This is a genomic window from bacterium (assembly GCA_035505375.1).
In the GTDB taxonomy this organism is placed as follows: Bacteria; Hydrothermota; Tepidihabitantia; order Tepidihabitantales; family Tepidihabitantaceae; genus UBA2258.
In genome coordinates, this window is the sequence record DATJQV010000037.1 from 1 (window position 1) to 22,519 (window position 22,519).

Annotated in this window: 18 protein-coding genes; 3 read left to right on the forward strand and 15 right to left on the reverse strand. The window is 62.1% G+C overall.

Features of this window, described 5'->3' with window-relative positions; all coding sequences use genetic code 11:
* The 6 genes from VMH22_05895 to smpB form a co-directional block, all read right to left on the reverse strand.
* The coding region (locus VMH22_05895; protein ID HTW91224.1) for a hypothetical protein at positions 1 to 438 on the reverse strand (438 nt) is incomplete at its 3' end.
* 122 nt (positions 439 to 560) lie between these two features.
* Positions 561 to 1,577: an RluA family pseudouridine synthase gene (locus VMH22_05900; GenBank protein ID HTW91225.1), complete on the reverse strand. Its 1,017-nt coding sequence runs from the start codon at positions 1,575 to 1,577 to the stop codon at positions 561 to 563.
* Positions 1,570 to 2,259 carry a ribonuclease PH gene (gene rph / locus VMH22_05905; GenBank protein HTW91226.1) on the reverse strand — a complete coding sequence of 230 codons (690 nt, stop codon included), beginning with the start codon at positions 2,257 to 2,259 and terminating at the stop codon, positions 1,570 to 1,572. The genes VMH22_05900 and rph overlap by 8 nt, the downstream gene beginning before the upstream one ends.
* Positions 2,260 to 2,281: 22 nt before the next feature.
* Positions 2,282 to 3,145 carry a glutamate racemase gene (gene murI, locus VMH22_05910; protein HTW91227.1) on the reverse strand — a complete coding sequence of 288 codons (864 nt, stop codon included), beginning with the start codon at positions 3,143 to 3,145 and terminating at the stop codon, positions 2,282 to 2,284.
* On the reverse strand, positions 3,105 to 4,547 hold the full coding sequence (locus tag VMH22_05915; GenBank protein ID HTW91228.1) for an N-acetylmuramoyl-L-alanine amidase: 1,443 nt from the start codon (positions 4,545 to 4,547) through the stop codon (positions 3,105 to 3,107). Before VMH22_05915 ends, murI begins: the two co-directional genes overlap by 41 nt.
* The gene (gene smpB / locus VMH22_05920; GenBank protein HTW91229.1) at positions 4,544 to 5,041 is read right to left on the reverse strand and encodes an SsrA-binding protein SmpB; all 498 of its coding nucleotides are present in this window, start codon (positions 5,039 to 5,041) and stop codon (positions 4,544 to 4,546) included. The genes VMH22_05915 and smpB overlap by 4 nt, the downstream gene beginning before the upstream one ends.
* Before the next feature lie 104 nt (positions 5,042 to 5,145).
* Here smpB and VMH22_05925 point away from each other — a divergent pair, with 104 nt between their 5' ends.
* Both VMH22_05925 and VMH22_05930 read left to right on the forward strand, forming a co-directional pair.
* Positions 5,146 to 6,003 (forward strand): YitT family protein, encoded by an 858-nt coding sequence (locus tag VMH22_05925; GenBank protein HTW91230.1) that lies wholly within the window; start codon positions 5,146 to 5,148, stop codon positions 6,001 to 6,003.
* A 3-nt stretch (positions 6,004 to 6,006) separates the two neighbouring features.
* Positions 6,007 to 6,828: a nitrilase-related carbon-nitrogen hydrolase gene (locus VMH22_05930; GenBank protein HTW91231.1), complete on the forward strand. Its 822-nt coding sequence runs from the start codon at positions 6,007 to 6,009 to the stop codon at positions 6,826 to 6,828.
* Positions 6,829 to 7,087: 259 nt separating this feature from the next.
* Here VMH22_05930 and VMH22_05935 read toward each other — a convergent pair whose 3' ends face one another.
* From VMH22_05935 to VMH22_05955, 5 genes are all read right to left on the reverse strand, one after another.
* Positions 7,088 to 7,288, reverse strand: coding sequence for a hypothetical protein (locus VMH22_05935; protein ID HTW91232.1), 201 nt, complete (start codon positions 7,286 to 7,288; stop codon positions 7,088 to 7,090).
* A 647-nt stretch (positions 7,289 to 7,935) separates the two neighbouring features.
* Positions 7,936 to 8,097, reverse strand: a complete 162-nt coding sequence (locus VMH22_05940; protein HTW91233.1) for a hypothetical protein — start codon at positions 8,095 to 8,097, stop codon at positions 7,936 to 7,938.
* Positions 8,090 to 9,406 (reverse strand): T9SS type A sorting domain-containing protein, encoded by a 1,317-nt coding sequence (locus VMH22_05945; GenBank protein ID HTW91234.1) that lies wholly within the window; start codon positions 9,404 to 9,406, stop codon positions 8,090 to 8,092. Before VMH22_05945 ends, VMH22_05940 begins: the two co-directional genes overlap by 8 nt.
* Before the next feature lie 525 nt (positions 9,407 to 9,931).
* On the reverse strand, positions 9,932 to 10,588 hold the full coding sequence (locus VMH22_05950; GenBank protein ID HTW91235.1) for a hypothetical protein: 657 nt from the start codon (positions 10,586 to 10,588) through the stop codon (positions 9,932 to 9,934).
* Between the two features lie 436 nt (positions 10,589 to 11,024).
* Positions 11,025 to 13,706, reverse strand: a complete 2,682-nt coding sequence (locus tag VMH22_05955) for a sigma 54-interacting transcriptional regulator (protein HTW91236.1) — start codon at positions 13,704 to 13,706, stop codon at positions 11,025 to 11,027.
* Between the two features lie 789 nt (positions 13,707 to 14,495).
* Here VMH22_05955 and VMH22_05960 point away from each other — a divergent pair.
* Complete coding sequence (locus VMH22_05960; GenBank protein ID HTW91237.1) at positions 14,496 to 16,343, forward strand: T9SS type A sorting domain-containing protein; 1,848 nt, start codon at positions 14,496 to 14,498, stop codon at positions 16,341 to 16,343.
* 9 nt (positions 16,344 to 16,352) lie between these two features.
* Here the strand turns inward: VMH22_05960 and VMH22_05965 are convergent, their stop codons facing one another.
* The 4 genes from VMH22_05965 to VMH22_05980 form a co-directional block, all read right to left on the reverse strand.
* Positions 16,353 to 17,015: a hypothetical protein gene (locus VMH22_05965; protein HTW91238.1), complete on the reverse strand. Its 663-nt coding sequence runs from the start codon at positions 17,013 to 17,015 to the stop codon at positions 16,353 to 16,355.
* 61 nt (positions 17,016 to 17,076) lie between these two features.
* Positions 17,077 to 17,892 carry a DNA alkylation repair protein gene (locus tag VMH22_05970; GenBank protein HTW91239.1) on the reverse strand — a complete coding sequence of 272 codons (816 nt, stop codon included), beginning with the start codon at positions 17,890 to 17,892 and terminating at the stop codon, positions 17,077 to 17,079.
* Complete coding sequence (locus tag VMH22_05975) at positions 17,889 to 21,197, reverse strand: HEAT repeat domain-containing protein (protein HTW91240.1); 3,309 nt, start codon at positions 21,195 to 21,197, stop codon at positions 17,889 to 17,891. Before VMH22_05975 ends, VMH22_05970 begins: the two co-directional genes overlap by 4 nt.
* Positions 21,194 to 22,060 carry an SDR family oxidoreductase gene (locus VMH22_05980; GenBank protein ID HTW91241.1) on the reverse strand — a complete coding sequence of 289 codons (867 nt, stop codon included), beginning with the start codon at positions 22,058 to 22,060 and terminating at the stop codon, positions 21,194 to 21,196. The genes VMH22_05975 and VMH22_05980 overlap by 4 nt, the downstream gene beginning before the upstream one ends.
* Between the last annotated feature and the right edge of the window lie 459 nt (positions 22,061 to 22,519).

The following is a 22,519-nucleotide window of genomic DNA, read 5'->3' on the forward strand; positions in this document are numbered from 1 at the left end:
TGTCTGCCGCTCGATTTTCACCCTGCCCGGGGAATAGCGGGCGGTGAGGTCGTATTCCGAAACGTCGGTCTCAACCGACTGGCAGGTACGCACGGGCGCGAAGTTGTCGCGCCTTATCACCGCCTGGACCGAATCGAAGAACCACTCGGTCGGCAGAATCGGCTGAACCACGTTGGTGGCGACAAGGGTCGGTACGGCACGAGCATTGTTATTGGGACCGGCGTCGCCCATCTCCTCGTCGAACTCCAGCGTCAGTACCGAGCGGTAGAGGGCCGAATCATTCCGGGTCACGACATAGACGGAGGTCTCACCGTCCTGCCACTGCGGTGCCTCGAGCACAGGCATCGGTCCGAGGTCCTCGGTCAGACAGGCAACCGGGAGCAGACAGCCGCAGGCCAGGAATGTGCAGAGTACAGCGTTCCTTCGTGCAACGTTCAACGTATGAACGAGGGGCGACGACCGATGCATCTTAAGTCAATCCTAGTCCTTGGCCCGTTGGGGTCAAGTGCGCGCTTCAGGCGTCATGCATGATGCGTAATGCATCATGCCCGACCGACGGGTCAGGGCCTCGCGTGGGCTTCGAGATAGAGCAGCAGACGCTCCATGTCGGCGGGCAGAGACGAGGAGAATTCGATGTACTTACGGGTACGCGGGTGACTGATGCCAAGCCGAGCCGCATGGAGTGCCTGACGTTTGATGATCGCCAGCATGTCGCGGAAGCAGGTCATCTGGTCGCGCTCCGTGACGGTCGTGACGCTGCGCCCGCCGTACTCCGGGTCGCCCACGACCGGATGGCCGATGTGCTGCATGTGCACGCGTATCTGGTGGGTCCGGCCGGTCTTGAGCCGCACTCGCAGGTACGTGCAGATACCGTAGCGGCGGAACACCTCGTAGTTGGTCACCGCCGTGCGTGCCGCGAACGGCGTGACCGCCATGCGGGTCCGGTCGATGGCGTGCCTGCCGATGGGCGCGTCGACCGTGCCTTCGTCCGCCTCGAAATCACCCCAGGCAAAACACGCGTACTCCCGCACGACCGTCCGGTGCTCAATCTGGTAACCGAGCGAACGCAGCGCCTCGTCGGTCTTGGCGAACATCAGAAGTCCGGTCGTCTGTTTATCGAGCCGGTGCACGACGCCTGGCCGGATGAGCGAATCTTGCCGCAATGGCAGGCTCTTGCAGTGGTAGAGTAAAGCGTTAACCAAGGTCCCATCCCGGTTCCCCCGTGCCGGGTGCACGACGATGCCGGCGGGCTTGTCCAGCACAAGCATGTCCTCGTCCTCATAGACGATGTTCAGATCCATCTTCTGGGGCTGGAGCGTTATTTCCGGCTCCGGCTCGAAGGTGGCGCTGATCTCGTCTCCCGGCTTCACGCGGTAGCTCGGCTTCGAGGGTCGGTCGTTGACCAGCACCTTCCCGTCGTCGATCAAACGCGCGGCCCGCGTGCGGGAAACTCCGAGGCCCGACTGGATCAGGTATTGGTCCAGCCGCTTGCCCCAGAGCCGCTCAGAGGCTATCCGATGGAATCGCTTGGCAGGAGGAGACGCGCCGTCGTCGGCATCGGACGGGTCGTCAAACACCGGCTGCTTTCAGCCCGGCACGCTGCAACTCGACCAGCCCGTCGATGGCGCGGGCCGCGATGTCGTACATCCGGCTGAATTCCTCGAACCGGAACGGCACGTGTTCGGCCGTGGCCTGGACCTCAACGATCCGCCCGCTTTCGGTCAGGACCAGATTCATGTCGGTATCGGCGCGCGAGTCCTCGGAATAATCAAGGTCGAGCAGAACCTCCCCTTCGACGATGCCGACGCTGATCGCCGCGACGTGCTCAATCAGCGGGTTGCGCGCGACGAACCCGCGGCCGCTCATCCGCTCAACTGCCTGCTTCAGCGCGCAGAATCCGCCGGTCAGCGCCAGCGTGCGCGTCCCGCCGTCGGCCTGGATCACGTCGCAGTCCACAATCACCTGCTGCTCGCCCAACGCCGACAGGTTGCAGACCGCCCGCAGTGACCGCCCGAGGAAACGCTTGATCTCCTGGCTGCGGCTGCGCGGACGTTCGGTTTCACGCGCCGTCCGCTGGTGCGTTGACCGCGGGAGCAGCCCGTATTCGGCCGTAACCCAGCCCTGCCCGCTGCCGACAAGGAAAGGCGGCACCCGCTTCTCGAACGAGGCCGCGCACAACACACGAGTGTTCCCGGCTGTCGCCATGCACGAACCCTCGGCGTATTTCAGGCATCCAAGTTCTAGTGCCACCGGCCGCATTTCATGCGGCTGGCGTCCGTCGTCACGCGTCATCGTTCTCCTCCGATGCTTCGCCGACCGATGCACGCACGACCTCGCCCATCGGTTCGCCGAGGAAACGTTCACCTACGGTCTGGAAATTCGGCGCCAGGTCGGACAAGTAGAATCGATGGCGCGCCGACCCGCCCGGGCTCAGCATTTCGTGCCCGGCGAGCAGCTCTTCGGCCGAGACGGCAGTCTCCTCCGCCGAATCGACGAGCCCGACCTTGGGGCCGAGGACGCGGCTGATGACATGCGCGAGCAGGGGAAAATGGGTGCAGCCCAGCAACAAGGTATCCACGCCCTCGTCCGCCATTCCCTCGAGGTAGCGTCGCGCCACCGCCTCCGCCACGTCGTTGTCGAGCCATCCCTCCTCGGCCAGGGGCACGAACAGCGGCGTGGGCTTGGCGATGATCTCGACGTTCCGCCGCAGGCGCCGTATCGCCTGTTCGTATGCCCCGGAGGCGATGGTCGCGCTGGTGCCGATTACGGCGATGCGGTTCGTCTTCGTTGTGCGCACTGCCGCCCGCGCCCCGGGTTCGACCACGCCCAACACCGGGACCGGCAGAGTCCGTTCCAGCTCGGGCAACGCCGACGACGAGGCCGAGTGGCACGCGACGATCACCATCTTGACCCCGCGGCTGAGCAGAAAGGCGGCGTCCTCCGCCGCAAACCGAAGGATGGTGTCGGCCGACTTGGTCCCGTACGGGAACCGCGCCGGGTCTCCGAAATAGACAATACTCTCGCCGGGCAGGCGCCTCCGCAGCGCCCGAACCACGGTCAATCCGCCGATACCGGAATCGAAAACCCCGATCGGCGCGCTGGCGTCAGGGCTTTGCTGAACTGGCTTCTTTATACTTACCTCCAGGAATCGAGTCGCCCGCCTTCGGGCTGTACAGCTTTGCGAACTCGGCAATGCCTCGACTGATGCCTTCGGCCAGCCGCTCGCGGTGCTCGTCCTGGCGCAGCAGCTTCTCTTCGCTCCGGTTGGTCAGGAATCCGCATTCAACCAGCACCGCCGGCATGAAGCTGTTGCGCAGCACGTAGAAATTCGCCTGCCGCACTCCGCGGTCCTTGATCCTCGCGTAGGAGACGGTCGCCTCCTGAATCTTTGCGGCCAAGTCCTGGGATTCGACCAGGTACTCATTCTGGGCGAGATCGGCAAGTATCATTCCGACATCGTCGCCGGGATTGGCGCCGGAACCGGAATCGCCCGCCTGGAAAGAGGCGTTCTCGCGCGCGGCCACCGCTCTCTCCCAGTCGGTCTTGGCCTGAGACAGAAAGTAGGTCTCAAGTCCGCAGGCCGCGCGGTTTGCGGACCAGTTCGCGTGGATGCTGACGAACAGATTTGCCTTGTGGCTATTGCCGCACTTGGTGCGGTCGGCGAGCGAGACGTAGCGGTCCGAGTCGCGGGCAAGAATCACCTCGTAGCCCTGCTTCTCAAGTTTCTTCTTCAGGCGCAGTGCCACGTCCAGAACGACCACTTTCTCACGCGTCCCGCGCCGGCCCAGAGCTCCTGGGTCCTGACCACCGTGCCCGGGGTCGAGCACGATCCGTTTGAAGGTACGCTCGGGTCTCGGCCACACCCGCAGCGCCACACGATCCGCCAGGACTTCAAGCCGCTCCGCCGCAGACTTCTGGAAGCTGAAGTCCAAACTCACCCCGGCACCGCTGTCCAGAGTGACCGCCTTCAGAATTCCGGGCGGCGTCAAAGAGAGAAGTGCGACCTGCTGGCCCAGCGTGGAGTCACAGCGTGCGCCAATGGCAAGCCGGTATTCGAAGCTCGATGGTGAATCCCCGAATCCGACCAACCTCTCGCCCGGGCGGCACTGCCCCTTAAGCGTGAATATCACCGTGTCGCCCTGTCGGACCGACTCAATGGTCTGCAGCTTCGGCACACCAGTGCTGGGAAACATGTCAGCCAGGGCTACCAGCGGCAGATACAGCCGGTTGCTGTCGAGAACCGGTGCCGCGGGCAGGACGACCCGACGACTGTCGCACAGCGCGCCGGTGCTGTCCGGCTTGAGCACAAATTCCCTGCCCGGCCTGGTCGAATCACCGGGGATCACGACCACGAATCTGTTGCCTACCTGCCAGTACCTGCCACCCAAAGTCGCGGCCACGGCAGACAACGGAACGCACTCGACGCTACCCTTCACTCGGGTTTCGACCGGTGCCCCGCCGATTTCAACTGTGCGCGCAAGAGCCGGCCCAGCCGTGAAGTGAAGCAACGCGGCCGCGACCGCCCAGAGAATCAGCCCGCGCCTCACCGGACCCGCACTCTCTCGGAACGGGCCGCCTCGCCGCCGTAGGAACGAGCGTCGCGCTCGTCTGCCTTCTGGCGCAGCTCCTCGCGCCGATCGTATTGCTTTCGGCCTCGGCACAAGGCGATTTCGACCTTGGCGATGCCCCGGCTGCTGAAGTAGATGCTCAGCGGTATCAACGTGAAACCCCGCAGGGTGGTACGGCCGAACAGCCGCTGGATTTCCTCCTTGTGCAGCAGCAGCCGGCGGCGCCGCTTCGGGTCGCGGTTGAAGATGTTTCCTTGCGCATAGGGTGCAATCGTTACCCCGACCAGGAACACCTCGCCGCCCTCGACTGCGGCGTAGCCTTCGTCGAGAGAGACGTTGCCTGCCCGCAGCGACTTGACCTCGGTGCCGAAGAGCTCGATTCCGGCCTCGAGCTTCTCGAATACCTCATAGTCGCGGAGAGCCTTGCGGTTTGTGGCGATGGCCTTCACTACTCGATTATAGGGGGACGGCATGCCTCGGTCAACGCAGCCCCTGCCGATGGCTGATGTCCAAGCCGGTCTGGGCCTGCTGGATTATCCGAATTGACCCACAACTTGGCTCCGGCTACACTCTGAAAGTGAACCGTCGTCTACTGCGCGAAGTCGGGCAGAGCGCATACATCGTCATCGGCTCGGCCGTCGTGGCCCTGTCCTACAACCTGTTCCTGATACCGCATCACATCGTGCCGGGCGGTGCAGGCGGAATCGCGATGATTCTGAACTACTTCTTCGCCGTGCCGGTCGGCCTCACCATCCTCGTTCTCAACATCCCGCTGTTTGTGCTCGGTATGAAGACGCTGGGTCGGGCCTACGCCGTCAAGTCCATCCTGGGCATCGCCTTTTCGTCGCTGCTGATTGACGGTTTCACGTACATCCTGCATCTTGGACCGGCAACCGACAACAAGATTCTGGCATGCATCTTCGGGGGCATAACGCTGGGCGCGGGACTCGGGCTTGTCTTCCGCGGCGGTGGCTCAACCGGCGGCTCGGACATCGTCGGGATGGTGCTCAACCGCTACACCAACCTCTCGACCGGCACCGCGATCCTGGCGGTGGACTTCGTGGTGATAACTGCTGCCGGTTTCTGCTTCGGCCAGTTTGAGCTGGCGCTCTACGGCTATCTTAACCTGTACCTCCAGACTCGTGCCATCGACCTCGTGCTGGAAGGCCTGAGCTACACCCGCGCGCTCTTCATCATCTCCGATTCCGCCGACGCCATCGCCCGGGCGATTACGAGCCGGATGAATCGAGGAGCCACGGTATTGGCCGCGACCGGCGCTTACAGCCAGGAGAGAAAAGACATGGTGTTCTCGGTAATGGCGAAGCGTGAGATCGCGCGCGCAAGAGAGATAGTCCGGGAAACCGACCCCCGCGCCTTTGTCGTCATAACCGACGTCTACGAAGTTCTCGGTGAGGGTTTCAAACCCCGGACCTGAACCATGCGCGTCGGACTGATGCAGTTTGCCCCGCAGCGAGGCGATGTCGGGGCGAATCTCGACCGCATCGGCCGGGCTCTGGCCGGTGTCCGGGCCGACCTTATCGTCCTGCCCGAGCTCTGCACTTCCGGCTATCTCTTCGCGTCGCGGGCCGACATTGCCCGACTCGCCGAACCGGTGCCGGGCGGCTCCACCTGCGCAACCATGGCTGTGTTCAGCCGGGAACGAGAGACCGCCATTGTCTGGGGCATGGCCGAGTCTGCGGGTGGGAGTATCTACAACTCGGCGATCATGGTCACGCCGCACGGGGAGTTCCACGTCTATCGCAAGGCCCATCTCTTCGCTGACGAGAAGGACATCTTCGACCCGGGTGACTCCCCCTTCCCGGTCGTCGACCTTTGCTTACCCTCTCGCTCTGGGAGAGGGAATGGTGAGGTCACGAAGGTCGGCATGCTCGTCTGCTTCGACCACTTCTTCCCCGAGGCCGCCCGGTCTCTCGCTCTGCACGGGGCTCAGATTGTCTGCCACCCATCCAACCTCGTGATGGAATACGCCCACACCAACACCGTCACTCGGGCAGTTGAGAACCGCGTCTTCTGGATACTGGCGAATCGCACGGGATCGGAGACCCTCGACGAGAAGACCCTGGCTTTCAACGGCGCGAGCCAGATTGTCGCTCCGGACGGCAAGCTGCTCGCTCGGGCCGGTCCGGATACGGAAGAAGTCGTCATCGTCGATATCGATCCCGCCCGTGCCCTGGACAAGATGGTCACGCCCCGCAACGATCTCTTCCACGACCGCCGCACCGACCTCTACTCAGTGTAGGTACCAAGCCTGGACCGCCACAGGTATTCGAATCGCACGCTGGTTTAGGGGCTCTCGGGGCACGGGGCTGTTGACGGAGGTCGCCTCTCGTCTGAGTCAATCCGACCGCGCGGGCTCAGCCCCACGCCTGCAACCCGCAGCCTAGAACGCGGGCTTTCGCCCGCCACTGACGGTCTCCCGTTCCTCTTTCCGCATCGTTACCTTGACCTCAACCTCAGCCTCTTCGCGCCTACCTCGTCACCACGACCTTGCGGACTGCCTAGGCCGGTCTCCCGTCTCCGGCCTTCGGTCCTCTGACAAAGTACACGCCCGGTGCCGGCGCCCGAACGTCATTCGCACCCGGCCTTAGGTCGAGCACCTTGCGCCCGCCGATGTCCAGCAGCTCGGACCGGTCTCCCGTCTTCTGTCCCCGGTCTGCTATCATCAGCACGCCGCGGACGACAGTCGGCAGTTTCGCCATTCGGAGCCCGGGGCTCGCCGCTCGCGCCGCTCCCGCCTTCTTCTTGGGACTTCCTGCTCTTTCTGATAGCCTGACATAACAGCGGTGTCTCCTTTCTCGGGCTCAAACCCGATCTTCTAACTACAAAGAACCGTAGACACCGCTCTCTCTTCTTCCACATCTCTTGATGGTGCCTCAACCCTTGAGGTAATTCTCCGAGCAATCCGGAGAGCAACGGTCGGAGCTTACTCGGGAGCAACCCGGACAGGAAACCGCGGACTTACTCGGGCCGTAACGCTCCGACCAACCCGGAGAGGAACGGACAGACCAACCGACGGACTAACCGGGAAGGTAACGCGGAGAGCAACCGGTGGACCAACCCGGCGAATTCCGGTGGAGGTTCATCCGGGAATTGCGGTGGAGATAACCTCCCGGTCTACCCTCTACTGAATCCTGTAATCTATCCGGGGGGTAATCCCCTAGGTGGGGGCGTCAGTTTGGAAGCTTCAAGCCCAAAGCCTCAGGCTGCAGGAAGATAGGATCGAGAACCCATTCCTGACGAATGATACGAGTTCGACTCATACGCGCCGACGCTCCGCGCCGCAGAATCAAGGGCAGGCATTCGCCCGCCCCTGTCTGCTGTCTACTGTCTACTGCCTACTTGCCGCTCACCTCGTCACGACGATCTTGCGGATGGCTTGCGCTTGTGCTTGGGCTTCTCTTACAAAGTACACGCCGGGTGCAAGCCTCCGCACATCATTCGCGCCGGGCTTCAGGTCGAGCACCTTCCGCCCGCCGCTGATGAGTTTAGCTACCAGACTGCTACTCAATGACGAACTTCCGGGCCAGGCTGCCTGAACCGGATTCGAGCTTCAGGATGTACGCACCGCGCGCGAAACCCTGCCGGTCCAGGCTAACCGCGTGGCTGCCCGGCAGCACGCAGCCGCATGCTACTGTCTTCGCCAGCACTCCGCTGACGTTGTAGAGCTTGATGGAGACATTGCCCTCCGCAGGCAGGGAGTAGCGAACTACTGCCCCGCGCGAGAACGGGTTGGGCGAGACGTCGAGTGCGAACCCACGAGGGGTCACAGTCGTGCCAGCGTCAAGACCGCTTGAGGCGAAGCTCCCGGGCGTGCAAAGCCTGCCCCATATCTGGTAGGGGCCATTCCTTCCGTCCATCCAGACCGCATAGACGTTACCGGTGGACGAGACCGTAACATTGGAACACATGTCATAGTAGCCTGGAGAGCCTGGATAGTTAGTGATGAAGCTCGGCGCTCCCCAGGTTCCGGACGGAGAGCGAACCATGCACATGATTCCGGGGCCATCTGTCTCACGATTCCATACGACATAGGCCGAACCGTCGCAGCCAAAGAACATGCTGGGCTGACAGTCGACGCGGACTGTCGGGTCGGTTATCAATTCGAGCGGCTGCCAACCGCTCGTGGTACGATAGGTGTGGTAGATATGATAGTAGCGTTTTCCAGGAACCGTGACCGTATCATAGCTGTGACAGACGATGTGCGGGTAACCGGTCATCGGATCGACGTCGATGTCGGGAAGGATGAAGTGGACGCCCGGAAGGCCCGTCGTCGCGTCTTCCCTTGGTTGCCAGGTGCCGCCGACCCGACGGAGCACGTATACATGGTAGCTGGGCTGCCCGGCTTGTGTGCCATAGTACGCAACCGCCACGTCGCCGTTGCTGGCCGCAGAGATCGAAGCCAGCCCCAGGTAGTAGGTAGTGAACCCGTCTAGTTGAACCTGATTCTGCCACGTGCCCGAAGCAAACTCGCGGAACCCGACGGCATAGCCGTGTTCGTCTGTCACGCTCCAGGTGACTACCACGCGTCCTGGCGCGCAGGCCACTGCCGGTTCACAGTGGGCGTACGTCGTGTGGTCTGTGCAGAGGTCGATGGGCGTCCCGACCCAGCCACCGTTGCCCGATGAGCTCGGCACGCACTTCTGGCAGTAAACGTGATCGTAACTCTGCTTGACATGGTTGTAGCCGGTCCACACTACATGAATGTCGGTGCCGTTGGCATCGAGCGCTATTGAAGCGTGAGGTATGACGTTGGTGCTGAGACCCATGGAACTGAGCACGGTATCAGCCGTCCAGCCGGTCGCCGGGTAGTAGCGCACGTAGTGGAGTGTGTAGACGTTCTTGGCGTCGTGCGTGACCCAGACCAGGTGCCCGACTCCGCTCGCGGCGAAGACAACCTCGTGACCGTTGCCGTAGGCGGTAGAGATCGAGTCACTAGTGTTGGTGATCTGGTACTCCGCGGGCCAGTCGGCACGCAGACGACCGCGATTGCGAGAAGTATTGCGAACTTGGTTCGCACCCTTCCCCCTTCTTGTTCTGCCGCTGCCGGCGCTTCGCTCAAGAGGACATCGGATCTCGAATCAGACTCGACTCCATCCTCCCAACCATTACCCAATTACCTCCTCGGCGTCCCGCGCCGGATTGCGGCTTGCTTCTTCTATCCACGAACAAGTCCATTCAGAATGTCCAACCTCCACGAGCGCATCAGGCGTGCGGGGTGCGAGCCTTCCCCTTTGAGCGTGGGCATTTCGCTCAACCATTCCGAGGCCCGCATCCCGCCGCGTTTGGCTCAGTCGACATCATGAGCGGTGATGCCGGCCGGGCGTACGTAAGGAGGCCTGGTGTCATTCGCGATCAATTGGAGGATAGTCCGCCCAGATCTCCCGCACCGCTCGGGCCAGAGTGAGGAGTTCACAAGCGTCACCGCGGTACTCAAGGCAGACGTAGCCGCCGCGGCTCGGACGTTCGACTACCGCATCGAGCCGGATTTCTCTGGAAGTGGCGTAGCCAGGGGAAAGGGTAAGGACTGAGGCAACGCTGCCGAGCGCGAGCGTCACCAGGGCGGCAGGACCGCTACATTGCCCAGCGCCGAAGAAAACCGCGAGCGGGACTTCCTCAAAGAACGGGGTTGGGGTCTCGGGACTAGGGGCTGGAGTCCGGATTCCGGAGCTGACCCCTGATCCCGGAACCCTGCCCCCTGTCCGAAACGGGCCGCCGTCTATCAGCCCGATGCTCCGCCATGCTGTACGCACATCCGCCGTCGTACCGTGGTAGCGGAGTTCGTTAGCGCTGGCCGCGGTCCGGAAGTTCCCGGGCAGCAGCGCAATCCCGACCGGAGCCCGAATTCCCAACTCCCGAGATCTGGCCGTCACATCCACATAGTCTGTGGTTCGCAACGGTACGTGGTACTTCATCTCTTCCCTGCGCCCGGAATGTGCTTGGTAGTCGCTCAACTCTATGCTGGTAATGGTGGCCTCGTTTCCGGGGTGCGGCGTCTGCACCGCACCCTAGTTCTTTCTTCCGCATGATGCCCTTTCGGCATCCCACCCACCAAAACCGCGCCACGATGCCACGCGGCGCGCAGGCATTCGAAGTCAATGTCGACATCGGCCCGAACCGCTGATGCTGGTCTCTTCATTCCAGTTCTCACCAATGCACGGAGCGTGCCGCCCATGTCAAGCACATTAAGACCCGACAATTCAAGGAGATACGAATATGAGCTGAAATCCTGCCGTGTCCGTCGTCTCATTTACGGTACGACGGCATGATAACTATTGGTAAGTTAATTCACGTCAATACGTAACTTACATGGACTAACACGTGACGTCTCATTCATGAGACGCAGTCTCACCGATGATACGTTAGGGGGGCGGTCGCTGGCGCTTTCCCGCGAGGGAAGGAACGATTGGCAGCCTGCATTTGCCAATCGCAGGTCACTTAGTCTCTTATGTGATGTTTACGGAGCAGGCGATAGAACTGGGCCCGACTGTATCCGCTAAGCCTGGCTGCCTCGGTCGCGTTGCCTTTGGCTTGTTCGAGAGCTTCGAGTAGCATAGCGTGTTCGGCTGCGTCAGCGAGCCTGCGCCGCTCATCGCGCGTGGCCGCGACTGGTTGCGTCGGTGATACCAGAAGTGCCTGTCGAAGTTCAGGAGGAAGGTCGGCAATCTCGATAGCGTCGTCGGAGGCAAGTATCACCGCCCGTTCGATTACGTGCTGGAGTTGACGGATGTTCCCAGGCCAGGGATACTCGGCGAACAGGGCCATGACCGCGTCGCTCGCCCGGCGCACGGCGCGGCCGTGTTCCTGCGCGGTATGGGCGATGAAATAGTTGGTAAGGGCCGGCAGGTCTTCGCGGCGAAGGCGCAACGGAGGCAGGATGAACTGCACGGCATTAAGACGGTAGAGGAGGTCGCGGCGGAACAGGCCCTGGCGTTCGCGGAGGTCCAAGTCCATGTTGGTGGCGGCAACTACCCGGACGTCGACCAGCGTCTCACTTGACCCACCGACGCGCGTCACTGTCGTGTCTTCGATGACCCGCAGCAGCCTCGCCTGCAGGGCCGGGCTCATGTCCGCGATTTCGTCAAGGAAGATGGTCCCTTTGTCGGCCAGCTCGAACTTACCGGGCCGGGCCGCAACTCCGGTGGCCGCGCCTGCTTCAACCCCGAAGAACTCGGCTTCGAGCAGGTTCTCGGGAACGGCCGCGCAGTTGACCGTGACGAACGGTCCATCGGCACGAGGGCCCGACTCGTGCAGGGCGCGGGCGACGAACTCCTTGCCCGAACCGCTCTCGCCGCGAACCAGCACCGGCACCTCGGTTGCGGCAATGCGGGGAACGAGAGCGAGCATCTCCAGCACTTCGCGGTTACGGCCCACGACCCCACGAAAACGGAGGCCGGGAATCTGCGGAGCGCGGCCCGACTCGATGCTCTTCAGTTCTGCCAGCTTCAGGAGCTCCGGCGCGAGCGAACGCGACACGAGTTCGAGCAGCCCGGGCTCGACCCGGGCCGCCAGCGGCTGACCGCGACGGAGCCAGACTAGACCAAGGAGACGGCGGTCCTGCCTGACCGGCAGAGACAGGGCAATGTCGGTCTGGGCCAGGGGCGAGCGAGGATCAGGCAGTTGAGCTAAGTCCGGGTTGCCTCTCACCGCGATTGCCTGGCCGTCCACGAGCACAACGCCCTGCTCGAACTTCAGATTGTCGCAGAGAAGCTGAAGCGCGCGTTCGATAAGGAGGTCCGGGGCAAGGCCAAGGGCGGTGAGGCCGAACAGCCCCTGGAGCAGGGCAGAGTCGCGGTCGGCGCTTACCTCGAGCCGGTACAACAGTCGGCCCGCCTCTTCGGCTTCGGCCACGACCGAGAGCCGGCGGAACGTCCGGGCTGCTGTCTGCAACAGGGGCAGGGCCTCTCCCGAACGCTGGAGTTCAATAAGCAAGCGGCCCCACTGCAGCCGGACCTGGGCGAGTTCGAAGGTGTCGCCGAGCGGTTCGAGCGTATTCTCGGCCCGCGTGAACAGTTCCAGGGCAGGGATCGTTTCACCGCGGGTCGCGGAAAGCAGCGCCCTCACGCGCAGAACCTCGCCTTGTTCCTTACGCAGCTTCAGGTCCGATGCGTGGCGCTCTGCCTGCGCCAGCAGGTCGCGGGCCGCGTCGAGCCCTCCCCGGGCCAGCGCCACCTCGGCCCGCAGGCGGCCGACAGTCGCAAGCGTGCAGCGGTCACCCGTTGCCTCGCTCAGTCGTGTTGCCTCCGCCAGTGTCTCTTCAGCCCGAGCCAGGTCTCCGTTCCGGAAATATGTGCAACCCAGACCGCAGATAGCATCCCTTAGAATCTGCCCGGAGTGCTTCATCTCACGCGCCCCGTCGATGACCTGGCGGAACGTAAACGCAGCGCTGTCGTACTCTGATCGCTTCAGGGCCAGCTCACCCAGGACTATCCGACAGGCCAACAAGATTTCATGGAAGTTATGTTCCTCGGCGATTTGGCTGGCGCGGTATAAGTGCTCGGTCGCCTCGTTCCAGCGGCCCATCACCTCCAGAGTCCAGCCGATGTTGTGTAAGTGAATCGCACGTTGGAAATTGTCGCCGGACTTTACGCTCGCCTCCAGACACAGACGGTAGTACGCCAGAGCCTTGTCCAATTCGCCTTGCAGGCCATAGATGGTGGCAAGCTGATTCAAGGCTGACTGCTCTCCTCGCTCAAACCCGGTTTCCCGGCTCAGCTGCAGGAATTCGTCGAAGCACTCCCGCGCGCGTTGAAACTCCCCGCGTTCCTGGAGTATCAGCCCGACAAGGTTGAGCGCGCACCCGCGGTCTTTCCGGTCGCCGGTGGCGTCAGCGTCCTTGAGCAGCAGTGCCGCGTAGCGTCCGCTCCCGTCGAGGTCGCCGGCCCGGCGTAGCAGTTCGCTGAGGATGGACGCGGCCCTAAACCCGGACCTGGGCACGCCGGCAGCATCGGCCTCTGCGATCACCTGTTCCAGCACCGGCTTGGCGCCAGCCGGGTCGCAGAGCCAGAGTTCCTCCGCAAGCAGCAGCTTAGCCTTGACGCGCTCTGCCGGCGTCGTCGCTTCTGCCAACTGCGCACGCAACACCTGGACCTTGTCGTTGGGGCCGGTCTTATCACTCATACCGGGACTTGGGTCAGCATAGTGACGGCCTTGGCCAAGTCAAGCACGCTCGTGACCCGCCCGGCTTGTCGCCCTTGATCCGACGTTGACCACAGAGCGCCTGGCGCGGCCCCAGAGGCCGCAACCAAACCCGACACAACCGCAGATGAGGCGGATAGCTCAAAGAGGCCATCCACAGATGGTTCGGGTTCAGACAATGTAGAAGTCAGAGAGCAGAATGCAGAACTGCGGATTCGGATTGGCTATCCGCAGATTACCCAGATGACGCAGATGAGTCCCGAATCGAACCCGATTCTTGCGTCGTCACGGGCGGAGTCTGCCGTACTTGCCGGAAACTCGATGGCTCCGGACTCAATCTGTGTTCATCTGCGTAATCTGCGGTTGGTCCTCTCCGGGTCGGGCTTGGGACACGATCCCAATTCCTCGATGGAATTGGGTCATGTCCCCGCCCTGGCGTGTCTGCATCGTCTGCGTAGTCTGCGGATGACTCCTGCAATATCGGAACCAAGGGCAGCAACCCGCCGGACTGTTGACACCCGCTACCCGGGAGCTAAACTCTATATAGTTCCAAGTTCGGCAAGCGACCGGCCGAGAGCGGCTCTAACTTCCCGATTCCCGCCCCCAAAAAAGAGGTTGCCTGCCTGTCGGCATGTTACACGACAGCCTCTTGAGTCGCTTTCCGCCTTTGAGGTACTGCGCAATTGATAAGGAGCGTGTATGCGGTTCAGGGTTCTTTTGCTTGTGCCCGTTGTCCTCTGCCTTCCGGTAGCGCTATTTGCCTCGGTGGGAATGACGCTTCCCGCCGGCATCGAACGACTGGCTAACGGTAACACCGTCATCTGCGATGCCGGTTCGAACACTTTGCCCACTGCGCGGGTGATCGAGATCGACAGTAACGAGCACCTGGTCTGGGCCTATATCCACGCCGACATCCTGTGGGCGCACACCGCCACCCGTCTAGACAACGGCAACACGCTGATAACGGCTACGGACAGCAACCGTGTCTTCGAGGTAACTCCCCGGCGCGGCGTTGTCTGGGACATGAGGTCGGGCCTGAGATACCCCAACGAGGCCTACTACCTCGCCAACGGCCACTTCCTCATCACTGACCGCGACAACAACCGGGTCATCGAAGTCGATTCCCTCTTCAACATAGTCTGGAGCTACACAAATCTGACCGGACCTCACGGCGCCAATCGACTGCCGAACGGCAACACTCTAATCTCCAACTCCAGCGGCAGCCCCAACCGTATAGTCGAGGTCGACCCACTCGACAGCGTCGTCTGGCAGTATGCCACCGGTCTCTCCTGGCCCCGCTCCTGCCAGCGCCTCGCGAACGGAAACACGCTCATCGGCGACAGCTATCACAACCGCGCGATCGAGGTCGACTCGATCGGCACGATTGTCTGGACACTTACCGGGCTGTCGACTCCCTTCCAGGCGGCAAGACTGGCCAACGGGCATACGATGGTCTCGACCGGTGCGCGGGTCATCGAGGTAGACGCGGCCAAGAACATCGTCTGGCAGTACCCGCCGGTGTCGGCGGTTGCCGTCGAAACACTCCGGGTTATCAACCCCACGGACGGCTGCAGCCTCTACGTCCACATCCACTACCCGAAGACTGCCGGGCCATCCGCCCAGGTACCCGGGGTCGTGCTGGTGCCCGATGTCATCGCCGCCGGCACCACGTTCGACAGCAACGGCATGGCCGATTCCATCGCTTCCGATGGGTTCGCCGTTCTCCACTTCGACGCGGAAGGCCGAGGCCGTAGCAGTGGCACCGAGAACTATGACGGAAGCGTGAACCAGGACGGACTCGCGGCGTGCGCTGCTGTGCTGGCGGCCCGGCCGTATGTCGACACGACGAACCTTGGTATCTACTCCCGCGGCTACGGCGTGGTCATGGCGACCGGCATGATCGCCCGCCACTCGACGCCACACATCAAGTTCCTGATGGACTTTGAGGGCCCGTCCGACCGTAACCAGATGTCGAGCGACTCCGGCGGTCCCATACCATACCCGGTTGACTCCGACGCATTCTGGCAACAGCGCGAGGCCGGCCGGTTCATCAAGAGCGTACCCGGGGCCTACCTGCGCATCCAGACCGCGACCGACCACACGGGCCGCATCCCTGACAACCACCACGCCATCGCGCTCATTGACAGCGCCACAGCCACCACGCACGGCGGAGCCGGCATGTCGGTCTGGACCCGGGTCAACGACTCAGTCATGAACCTCGTAAGCCACACCTACTCCATATCCAGCCCGCCGGCCTGGGTTCCCGAGCAAGAAGAACGCAACGAGTTGGTTCGCGACATACTCTACCTCCACGAACTGGCCGACAGCATCTTCGTCCACGACGCCGTTTCCTCTTCCCCCCTCATCCCTCATCCCTCATCCTTACTTTCCATCTCCCCCAACCCCTGCCACGGCTCCGCTCTCCTCCGCCTGAGCGCTGGACCGCTCGACCACCCGGCCACTCTCCGCGTGTTCGATGTCTCGGGCCGCGTACATTCGACATTCGGAATTCGGACTTCGACATTCCGGCTTGACCTTAGGTCAATGCCGGCTGGCGTCTACCTCTTGCGCCTGAGCTCGGGCGACCGCTGTGCGAACGCCCGCCTGGTTGTAGACTAGAGGACTCGGCTAGAACCGCCAGCCGACCGACACCAGGCCGTGTACCGACAGGTTCGGCACGTCTGCGCTCCCGTCGGCAACCGGAACTCGCGCCCAGGCGCCAACGAACTTACCCTCTAAGCCGGCAAAGAAATGGTGGCCGAACCCAAGGTACTTGCTTACGCTAACCTGCGCGGCCGGTCCTGACACATACCATCCCAGGATGCCGCCGTTCTCGGGTAACGGCAACCCGCGGATTGTTGTCTCGGGATGCGCAAGCAGAATCCCGGCGCCGGCGCGGAACCGCACTCTCCACTGCTCTCGGACGGCATTTACGAGGATTGGATTGTAGCCGTGGGTAATCTCGAACGACTGCACGTCCGGCGGCGGGTGGTCCAGGTACAGCTTATGGTGGATTAACTCCAGTTCATAGGCCCAGGGGCCTCGCGCTATCCCCACTTTCGCGTCGTAGTAGGGAACATCGGCGAACGGTCGCGTGCTGAAGTGGGCTGTGAGCTTGATATCCGGCTGGCCGGACTGGCGGATGATAATCGGCAGCGGCACGCTGTATGCAAGCCCGTCGCTGACCGATGCGTACACGTGGAACCCCGGACCCTGCGCGAGCTTCTGGTCGGACGACAGGAGCTGCGTGTCTGCCCTCAGAAGAGACAGAACAAGGACCGCACTTAACATCACGGCGTCCAGTATGCCGTGAACCCGGGCAGGTTCAAGTCTGACAGAAGTTGTTCACGTATCACTTGGCCATCGCTTGCTTCTTCCAGGCTGCGGGCATCTTCTCGATGGCGTAGCGCAGAGCCGTACGCGGCATCCGGTCCTTGCACGCCATCACGAACTCGAAGACCTCGCGCGGCCTGCTTTCCGCCAACTCCTTCAGCATCCACCCATACCCCTTCTGCACCATGTCATCTTTGTCCAAGAGCATCACATCAGCCGTCTCATACGCCTGCGACACAAACGGGTTCTGCGTTCTAGCTTCTAGCTTCTCGCTTCTGCCCTCGCCTGGAGCCGCCTTGAGCGCTTGAATAAGCGCGACGGCTGAGGCCCTTCGTAGCCAGCGGTTCTTTGACTTGGCCCAGCCACGCAAGCGGGGCAGGAATTCAGGGAACCTCAACAGAAAGTCGCCGACCGCGCCGCCGCAGAAGGTATCGCACGAGGCCCAGTTGTTGACGTACTTCTGCAGCCATCCTTCCAAGACACTGAAGTCCGAGGCCTCCAGCCTCTTGCTTAGCTTGCCTGCCCAACTAAAGGCAATGCCGTGCTCCTCGTACTTCGTGCCATGGTGAAGCAGTTCGCATATCTCCAGTATCTCGTCCTTGGGCAGATGCTTGACCTTCTTGAAATACTCCTTATATATCCTGCGTGCGTCAGGAGTCTTCACGCCATAGACGTCTATTTTCTCCTTGAAGAATCTCTGAATCGACTCGCGGTACCTCGGGTCTGCCGATACCTCAAACTGGCGCCTGATTGCCGCAACCAACTCAGGCGGTTCCGGGGTTCGAGGATTCAGGGGTTCTGGGGTTCGTGCAGGAGATCTGCGGTCTCTTCTCACTTGCCCTCCAACCGTACCAGCCGGTCTTTGAGGACCTGCTCGTTAGGATGCTTGGCCAATGCCTCCCTGCAGACGCGCAATGCATCGGCCTTCTTGCCGTTAGCCAGGTATGCCTCAATCACCGTATCCCAGAAGTTCGCGTCGTCGGATAGCTCGACGGCGCGGAGGGCATACTTCACGGCGAGATTCGGGTTGCTACCCTTTGAACCTTTGGGCGCGGTCGCAAGGTTCCACGCGATACCATTCAGCTTGCCCGCGAGTTCGGCCTTTGCCCGCTTGTACCCGGGGAATCGGACCAGGAACGCCTCGTAGGACGCGACCTGCGCCGTATCCGGCACGTCACGCATTGAATCACTCAGGCTAGTCCACGCCTTGTATGCGTCGGCGTTGAACTTGATGTTGATGCTGTCCCGATGCGTGTCGAACCACGCCTGCCACTTCGCCTGGACGTACCGCTCCGAATCCGGCAGGTCGAATCCGGCAAAGGTCGAGACGTAATTCGGCACGTTCAGGTCATAGTTGTAGAACGCGTCAATCGAAGGAAACGACATGGACTTGATGAGCAGGTCGATACCTTCAACCTGATACAGGGCGCACAGCGCCTTGCCACACGCGCGCTGGACGTACACGTCGTACGTCTTTGCCGCGTTTCGCAGTGGCTCCACGGCGCGCTGGTCGGCGAGGTTTCCCAGCGCCGTGGCCGCGGCACAGCGTACCGATGATGAGTGGTCTTCGGCAAGAACTTGCCGCAAGAACGGGAGGTCGACAGTGTCCGGTTTCACCTTGCTCACCAGTGTCACAGCCATCCGGCGCACGTCCTCAGATGTATCCGCGGTCGCGAGCTTCCGCGCGAGGGGTATCGCCTTGGCCGACTCAAGCCGGATGAGCGACCGCAAGGCGAACCTCCTCACCTGCGCGTTGCTGTCATTCCCTGCGACAGCTACTAGAGCACTCTCCGCCCCGGCCATCTTCGACAAACCAAGGTCGTCGGCAATCGTAAGCCGGACCTCCGGGTCCGGCGCCTTGAGTAGGCTGAGCACGTCGGGGAATCCCTTGTCACCTACCTTTCCCTGTGCGAACCAGTAGTGCACACACTCCAGTAGGTTCCGGTCCAGTCGTGCATCGTATCTGTGGGTGAGACGACGCGAGATTTGGCGCAGCGCCTCAAGCCCGGATTCAACCACGGCACCAGTGGCTGAGAAGCGACCGAAGGTTCCGGGATTCGAGAGCTCAGTCAAAGCCGCTTCAGCCCGTGTCCCGTCAGTGACTTCTACTAGGCGATTGGGCTCCGGAGGCAGGGGCGGTTCCACTACGCCGATTACGTCGCCGCCTTTCCACTCCATGTCGAGAAAGATCCCGTGGCCGAAGCTATGGGTCTCCGAGTTGTTGGCCCGGTTGCGAACCTGGTAGTTGTCCTTTCCGCCCAAGTCGAGGCAAATGGCATACGGCCACGCGGACGGGTCAGATTCGGGCCAGACCGCGCCGAAGCTATGCCAGTCGTTGAAAAGCACGTCACCTTTGGGCCGGTCGCAGATGTACTTGTCGTTGCCCTTGTAGTCAATCATGAGCGAGAAGGCAAACGGCTTGCAGGCCGTGCCGTACGAGGATGTACTGGAGATGTAGGTGTCGTTCCCTTCGTAGTCAATCAGGAATCCTGGCGAGCGGTCGCCGCCCGAACCCCCGGCTCTGAACCCTCCTTCGTAGACGTCGTCGCCCTTCTTGTCTATGAGTATGGCGTTGGTGACGTGGATGCCCGAACCCTGCCCGGTGCCACAGACATAGTGGTCGTTGCCCTCGTTGTCCACGAGCACACCCAAGGACATGATGTAGCTGCCGCCCTGGCAGTTCCAGCCCTTGCTGACGTACTCATCATTGCCCTTGTCGTCAACCAGCATCCCAATCCCGCCATAGGCGACGAGCTTCTTCTCCCATGGATAGGCTCGGAACGACAGCGCCCCGCCCTGTCCGTAGCCGGGTATCGCGCCCATTGCGTCCTTGGTCGAATCGCAAGCGAGCCGGTACTTGTCGTTGCCTTCAAGGTCGGAGAGAATACCGAGTCCCAGCGTAGTTGCTGACCCTTGCCCGTTGGAAGCGCAGTCGTACACATCGTCGCCCGAGTCGTCGAGTAGCATCCCCAGCCCGAACATCCCCGCGCCTTGGCAGAATGTGTGAGCGCTGAAGGTATCGTCTCCCGCCTTGTCCCACAGCACGCCTACACCCATGATGCCCACGCCCTGCGAGAAGTGCTTCGCCTTGTACACGTCATTGCCAGCGAGGTCAACGAGCATGCCGACGCCCATGAACCCGAATCCCTGCACGTAGTTCGATGCTGGCGCCTCGTACCGGTCGTTGCCGGCCAAATCCAAGCAGACGCTGACCGGCCGGTCAAACGACGTAGCCCCAGCATTATTGAGGTAGACGTCATCTCCACCCAAGTCCACCTCCAACGCCGCGTCGGAGCGGAGTGTGTCGTTGCCGAACCCGGACACGACAATCGGACCGATGGGGCTGTCGAACTCGATAACCGTGTCGGCCTTGGCCCCGGGCCGCAATAGACGGCCCGGACCGAAGCGCTGCACTTCTGCGACGTACGTGCGAACCGCGGCGGCGATTTCCTCGAAGCGGGTGACCGGCTCGTAGCACGGGAACCGGCGGGCCCGGGCGATGAACTCCATCTGAGCGTCGGTGTTGCCGGTCAGGTCGGCCATCCGTTTGCCGTCAGGAGCAAAATAGTGGCCCGGATTCGCACGGAAGAAGGCGCTGTCCTCACCCGTCAGTCCGCGTTTGTCCCAACGGAGACGACCGTCTGCCTTCTCCAGTTCATCGTACAGAGCAGCCAAGGCACGCAGGTGCTCGGGCGACAGCCATGCCCCGAGGTGCTGCTCGACGAACACCCAAACGCTCGTGTCACTCGGAGATGGTGGTCGACCCCCGTTTTCGCTCCATGCGAGTATCTCGGCTGCTGTCGGTGCCACGCCGGCAGGGCCATCTAATCGCTGCCCGCTCACAACCAGGCTGGAGATGCTCTCGGCCCATTGCTTCATGAAGAGCGGCCGACTCGCGACAAAATCGATGACGTCGAACCGGCAACAGTAGCGGTAGCCGCCTTCCCAGCCACGCGGCAGCTCGACATGCCGCACGTCGAGCCCGATGCGCGCCGCAGCATAGTCCAACGGATTGCCGATAGACTCCGGGTGGATTGGCATCGGGGCCGGGTCTTGCTCGAACCACGTTTCCGGGCCGCACTGCTTGACCCCGGCCATGACCGAAGCGACCATTATCAACACGGACACCAGGACTTTCACGCGCCCTCCTTTGACAGCCCACACAACTCCTCACTCACTCGCCACATCCGCACGGCCAGTTCTTGATCAGCGGCATCGCGCGACAATGGTATTGCCTTTCGCCTCTCGAAATACTGGCCGGTCATGCCCGCGACCTCCGGCGCAGTCGCAAGCCAGACGAGCGTATCCGCGCCTTTCTCTGGCGTCTTTCCGCCGAAGAAATCTGCCAGTCGCTTGTTGAAAGCGTAGAACCAGCCCTCTTCCTGCCCCATGTTCGTCTTCACGAGACCGGGCGCCATCACATTGACAGTGACTCCCTTATCCGCCACGCGCCGGGCGAGTTCCAGCGTGAAAAGGATGTTTGCAAGCTTGGAGTTCGCGTACGCCCTCATCGATGAGAACCTGCGCCGGAGCTGCAAATCATCGAGGTCGAGTTTGGCCTGCTTGTAGAGACTGGACGATACGCTCACGATGCGCGACGGTGCCGAGGCGATGAGCAGGTCGAGCAGCAGGTTGGTCAGCAGGAAGTGACCGAGGTGATTGAGCGCCATGGCGTACTCAAAGCCATCGACCGATTCGCGGCGGCGGCTCGGAGACACTCCGGCGTTGTTCAGGAGCACGTCGAGCCGCGCGTACCGCTGCCGGAATTCGGCTGCTGCCGCCCGAACCGCCGCAAGCGACGACAGGTCCGCGGCGATGAACCCGATGTTCTGGTTCCCGAATGCACTCTGCATCTCGGCCGCCACCTGCGCGCACTTCGCCGGGTTGCGGCTGACCAAGACAACCGTCGCGCCCTGCTGCGCCAAGGCATTGGCCGCGGCCCGGCCGATGCCCGAAGTCGCGCCGGTCACGAGACAGACCTTTCCGGTCATTGTACCCATCATGTCTGTGATTCTAGAAACCTGCCATTCTAAGTCAAACTGCTATGCTGACGTGCGTCAGGGAGGGCGGCAGGCGGGTTCAGACCCGCGCATCGCGAAGGGTGAAGACCAGTTGCTCCGGGCGGAGGAGGAGGGCCTTCGATGTACGACTGCTGGTGGTGGTGCGCGACTTGCTCGCGTCGGGCCTGCCAACCGGGCCAGCCCATCACGCGTGAGCAGGACTATTCTTACGAAGACTCCATGGCCTGAGCCCCAGCTTACCGGTCACGCAGAAAAAGTCACTCTCGTCACTCAATACGGTACCTCCGTTTGTGTAATATGGTGGGAGCGTGGCATCAATGCTGTTGAAAATCGGGGCTATTGCAGGTGAAAGGTGCATGCAGACGGACGTAAGCTGTCATCCGGCGTTGGATCGCGTCGACGGTGCTGAGTCCGGAGACGACTTCCCGTAGGCTTCCGTGC

Excerpts from the sequence above, each read along its gene's own strand:
- rph (HTW91226.1), bottom strand. The coding sequence starts at position 2,259 with ATGCGGCCGGTGGCACTAGAACTTGGATGCCTGAAATACGCCGAGGGT.
- smpB (HTW91229.1), bottom strand. The coding sequence starts at position 5,041 with ATGCCGTCCCCCTATAATCGAGTAGTGAAGGCCATCGCCACAAACCGC.
- VMH22_05930 (HTW91231.1), top strand. The coding sequence starts at position 6,007 with ATGCGCGTCGGACTGATGCAGTTTGCCCCGCAGCGAGGCGATGTCGGG.
- VMH22_05935 (HTW91232.1), bottom strand. The coding sequence starts at position 7,288 with ATGGCGAAACTGCCGACTGTCGTCCGCGGCGTGCTGATGATAGCAGAC.
- VMH22_05955 (HTW91236.1), bottom strand. The coding sequence starts at position 13,706 with ATGAGTGATAAGACCGGCCCCAACGACAAGGTCCAGGTGTTGCGTGCG.
- VMH22_05960 (HTW91237.1), top strand. The coding sequence starts at position 14,496 with ATGACGCTTCCCGCCGGCATCGAACGACTGGCTAACGGTAACACCGTC.
- VMH22_05965 (HTW91238.1), bottom strand. The coding sequence starts at position 17,015 with ATGTTAAGTGCGGTCCTTGTTCTGTCTCTTCTGAGGGCAGACACGCAG.
- VMH22_05980 (HTW91241.1), bottom strand. The coding sequence starts at position 22,060 with ATGATGGGTACAATGACCGGAAAGGTCTGTCTCGTGACCGGCGCGACT.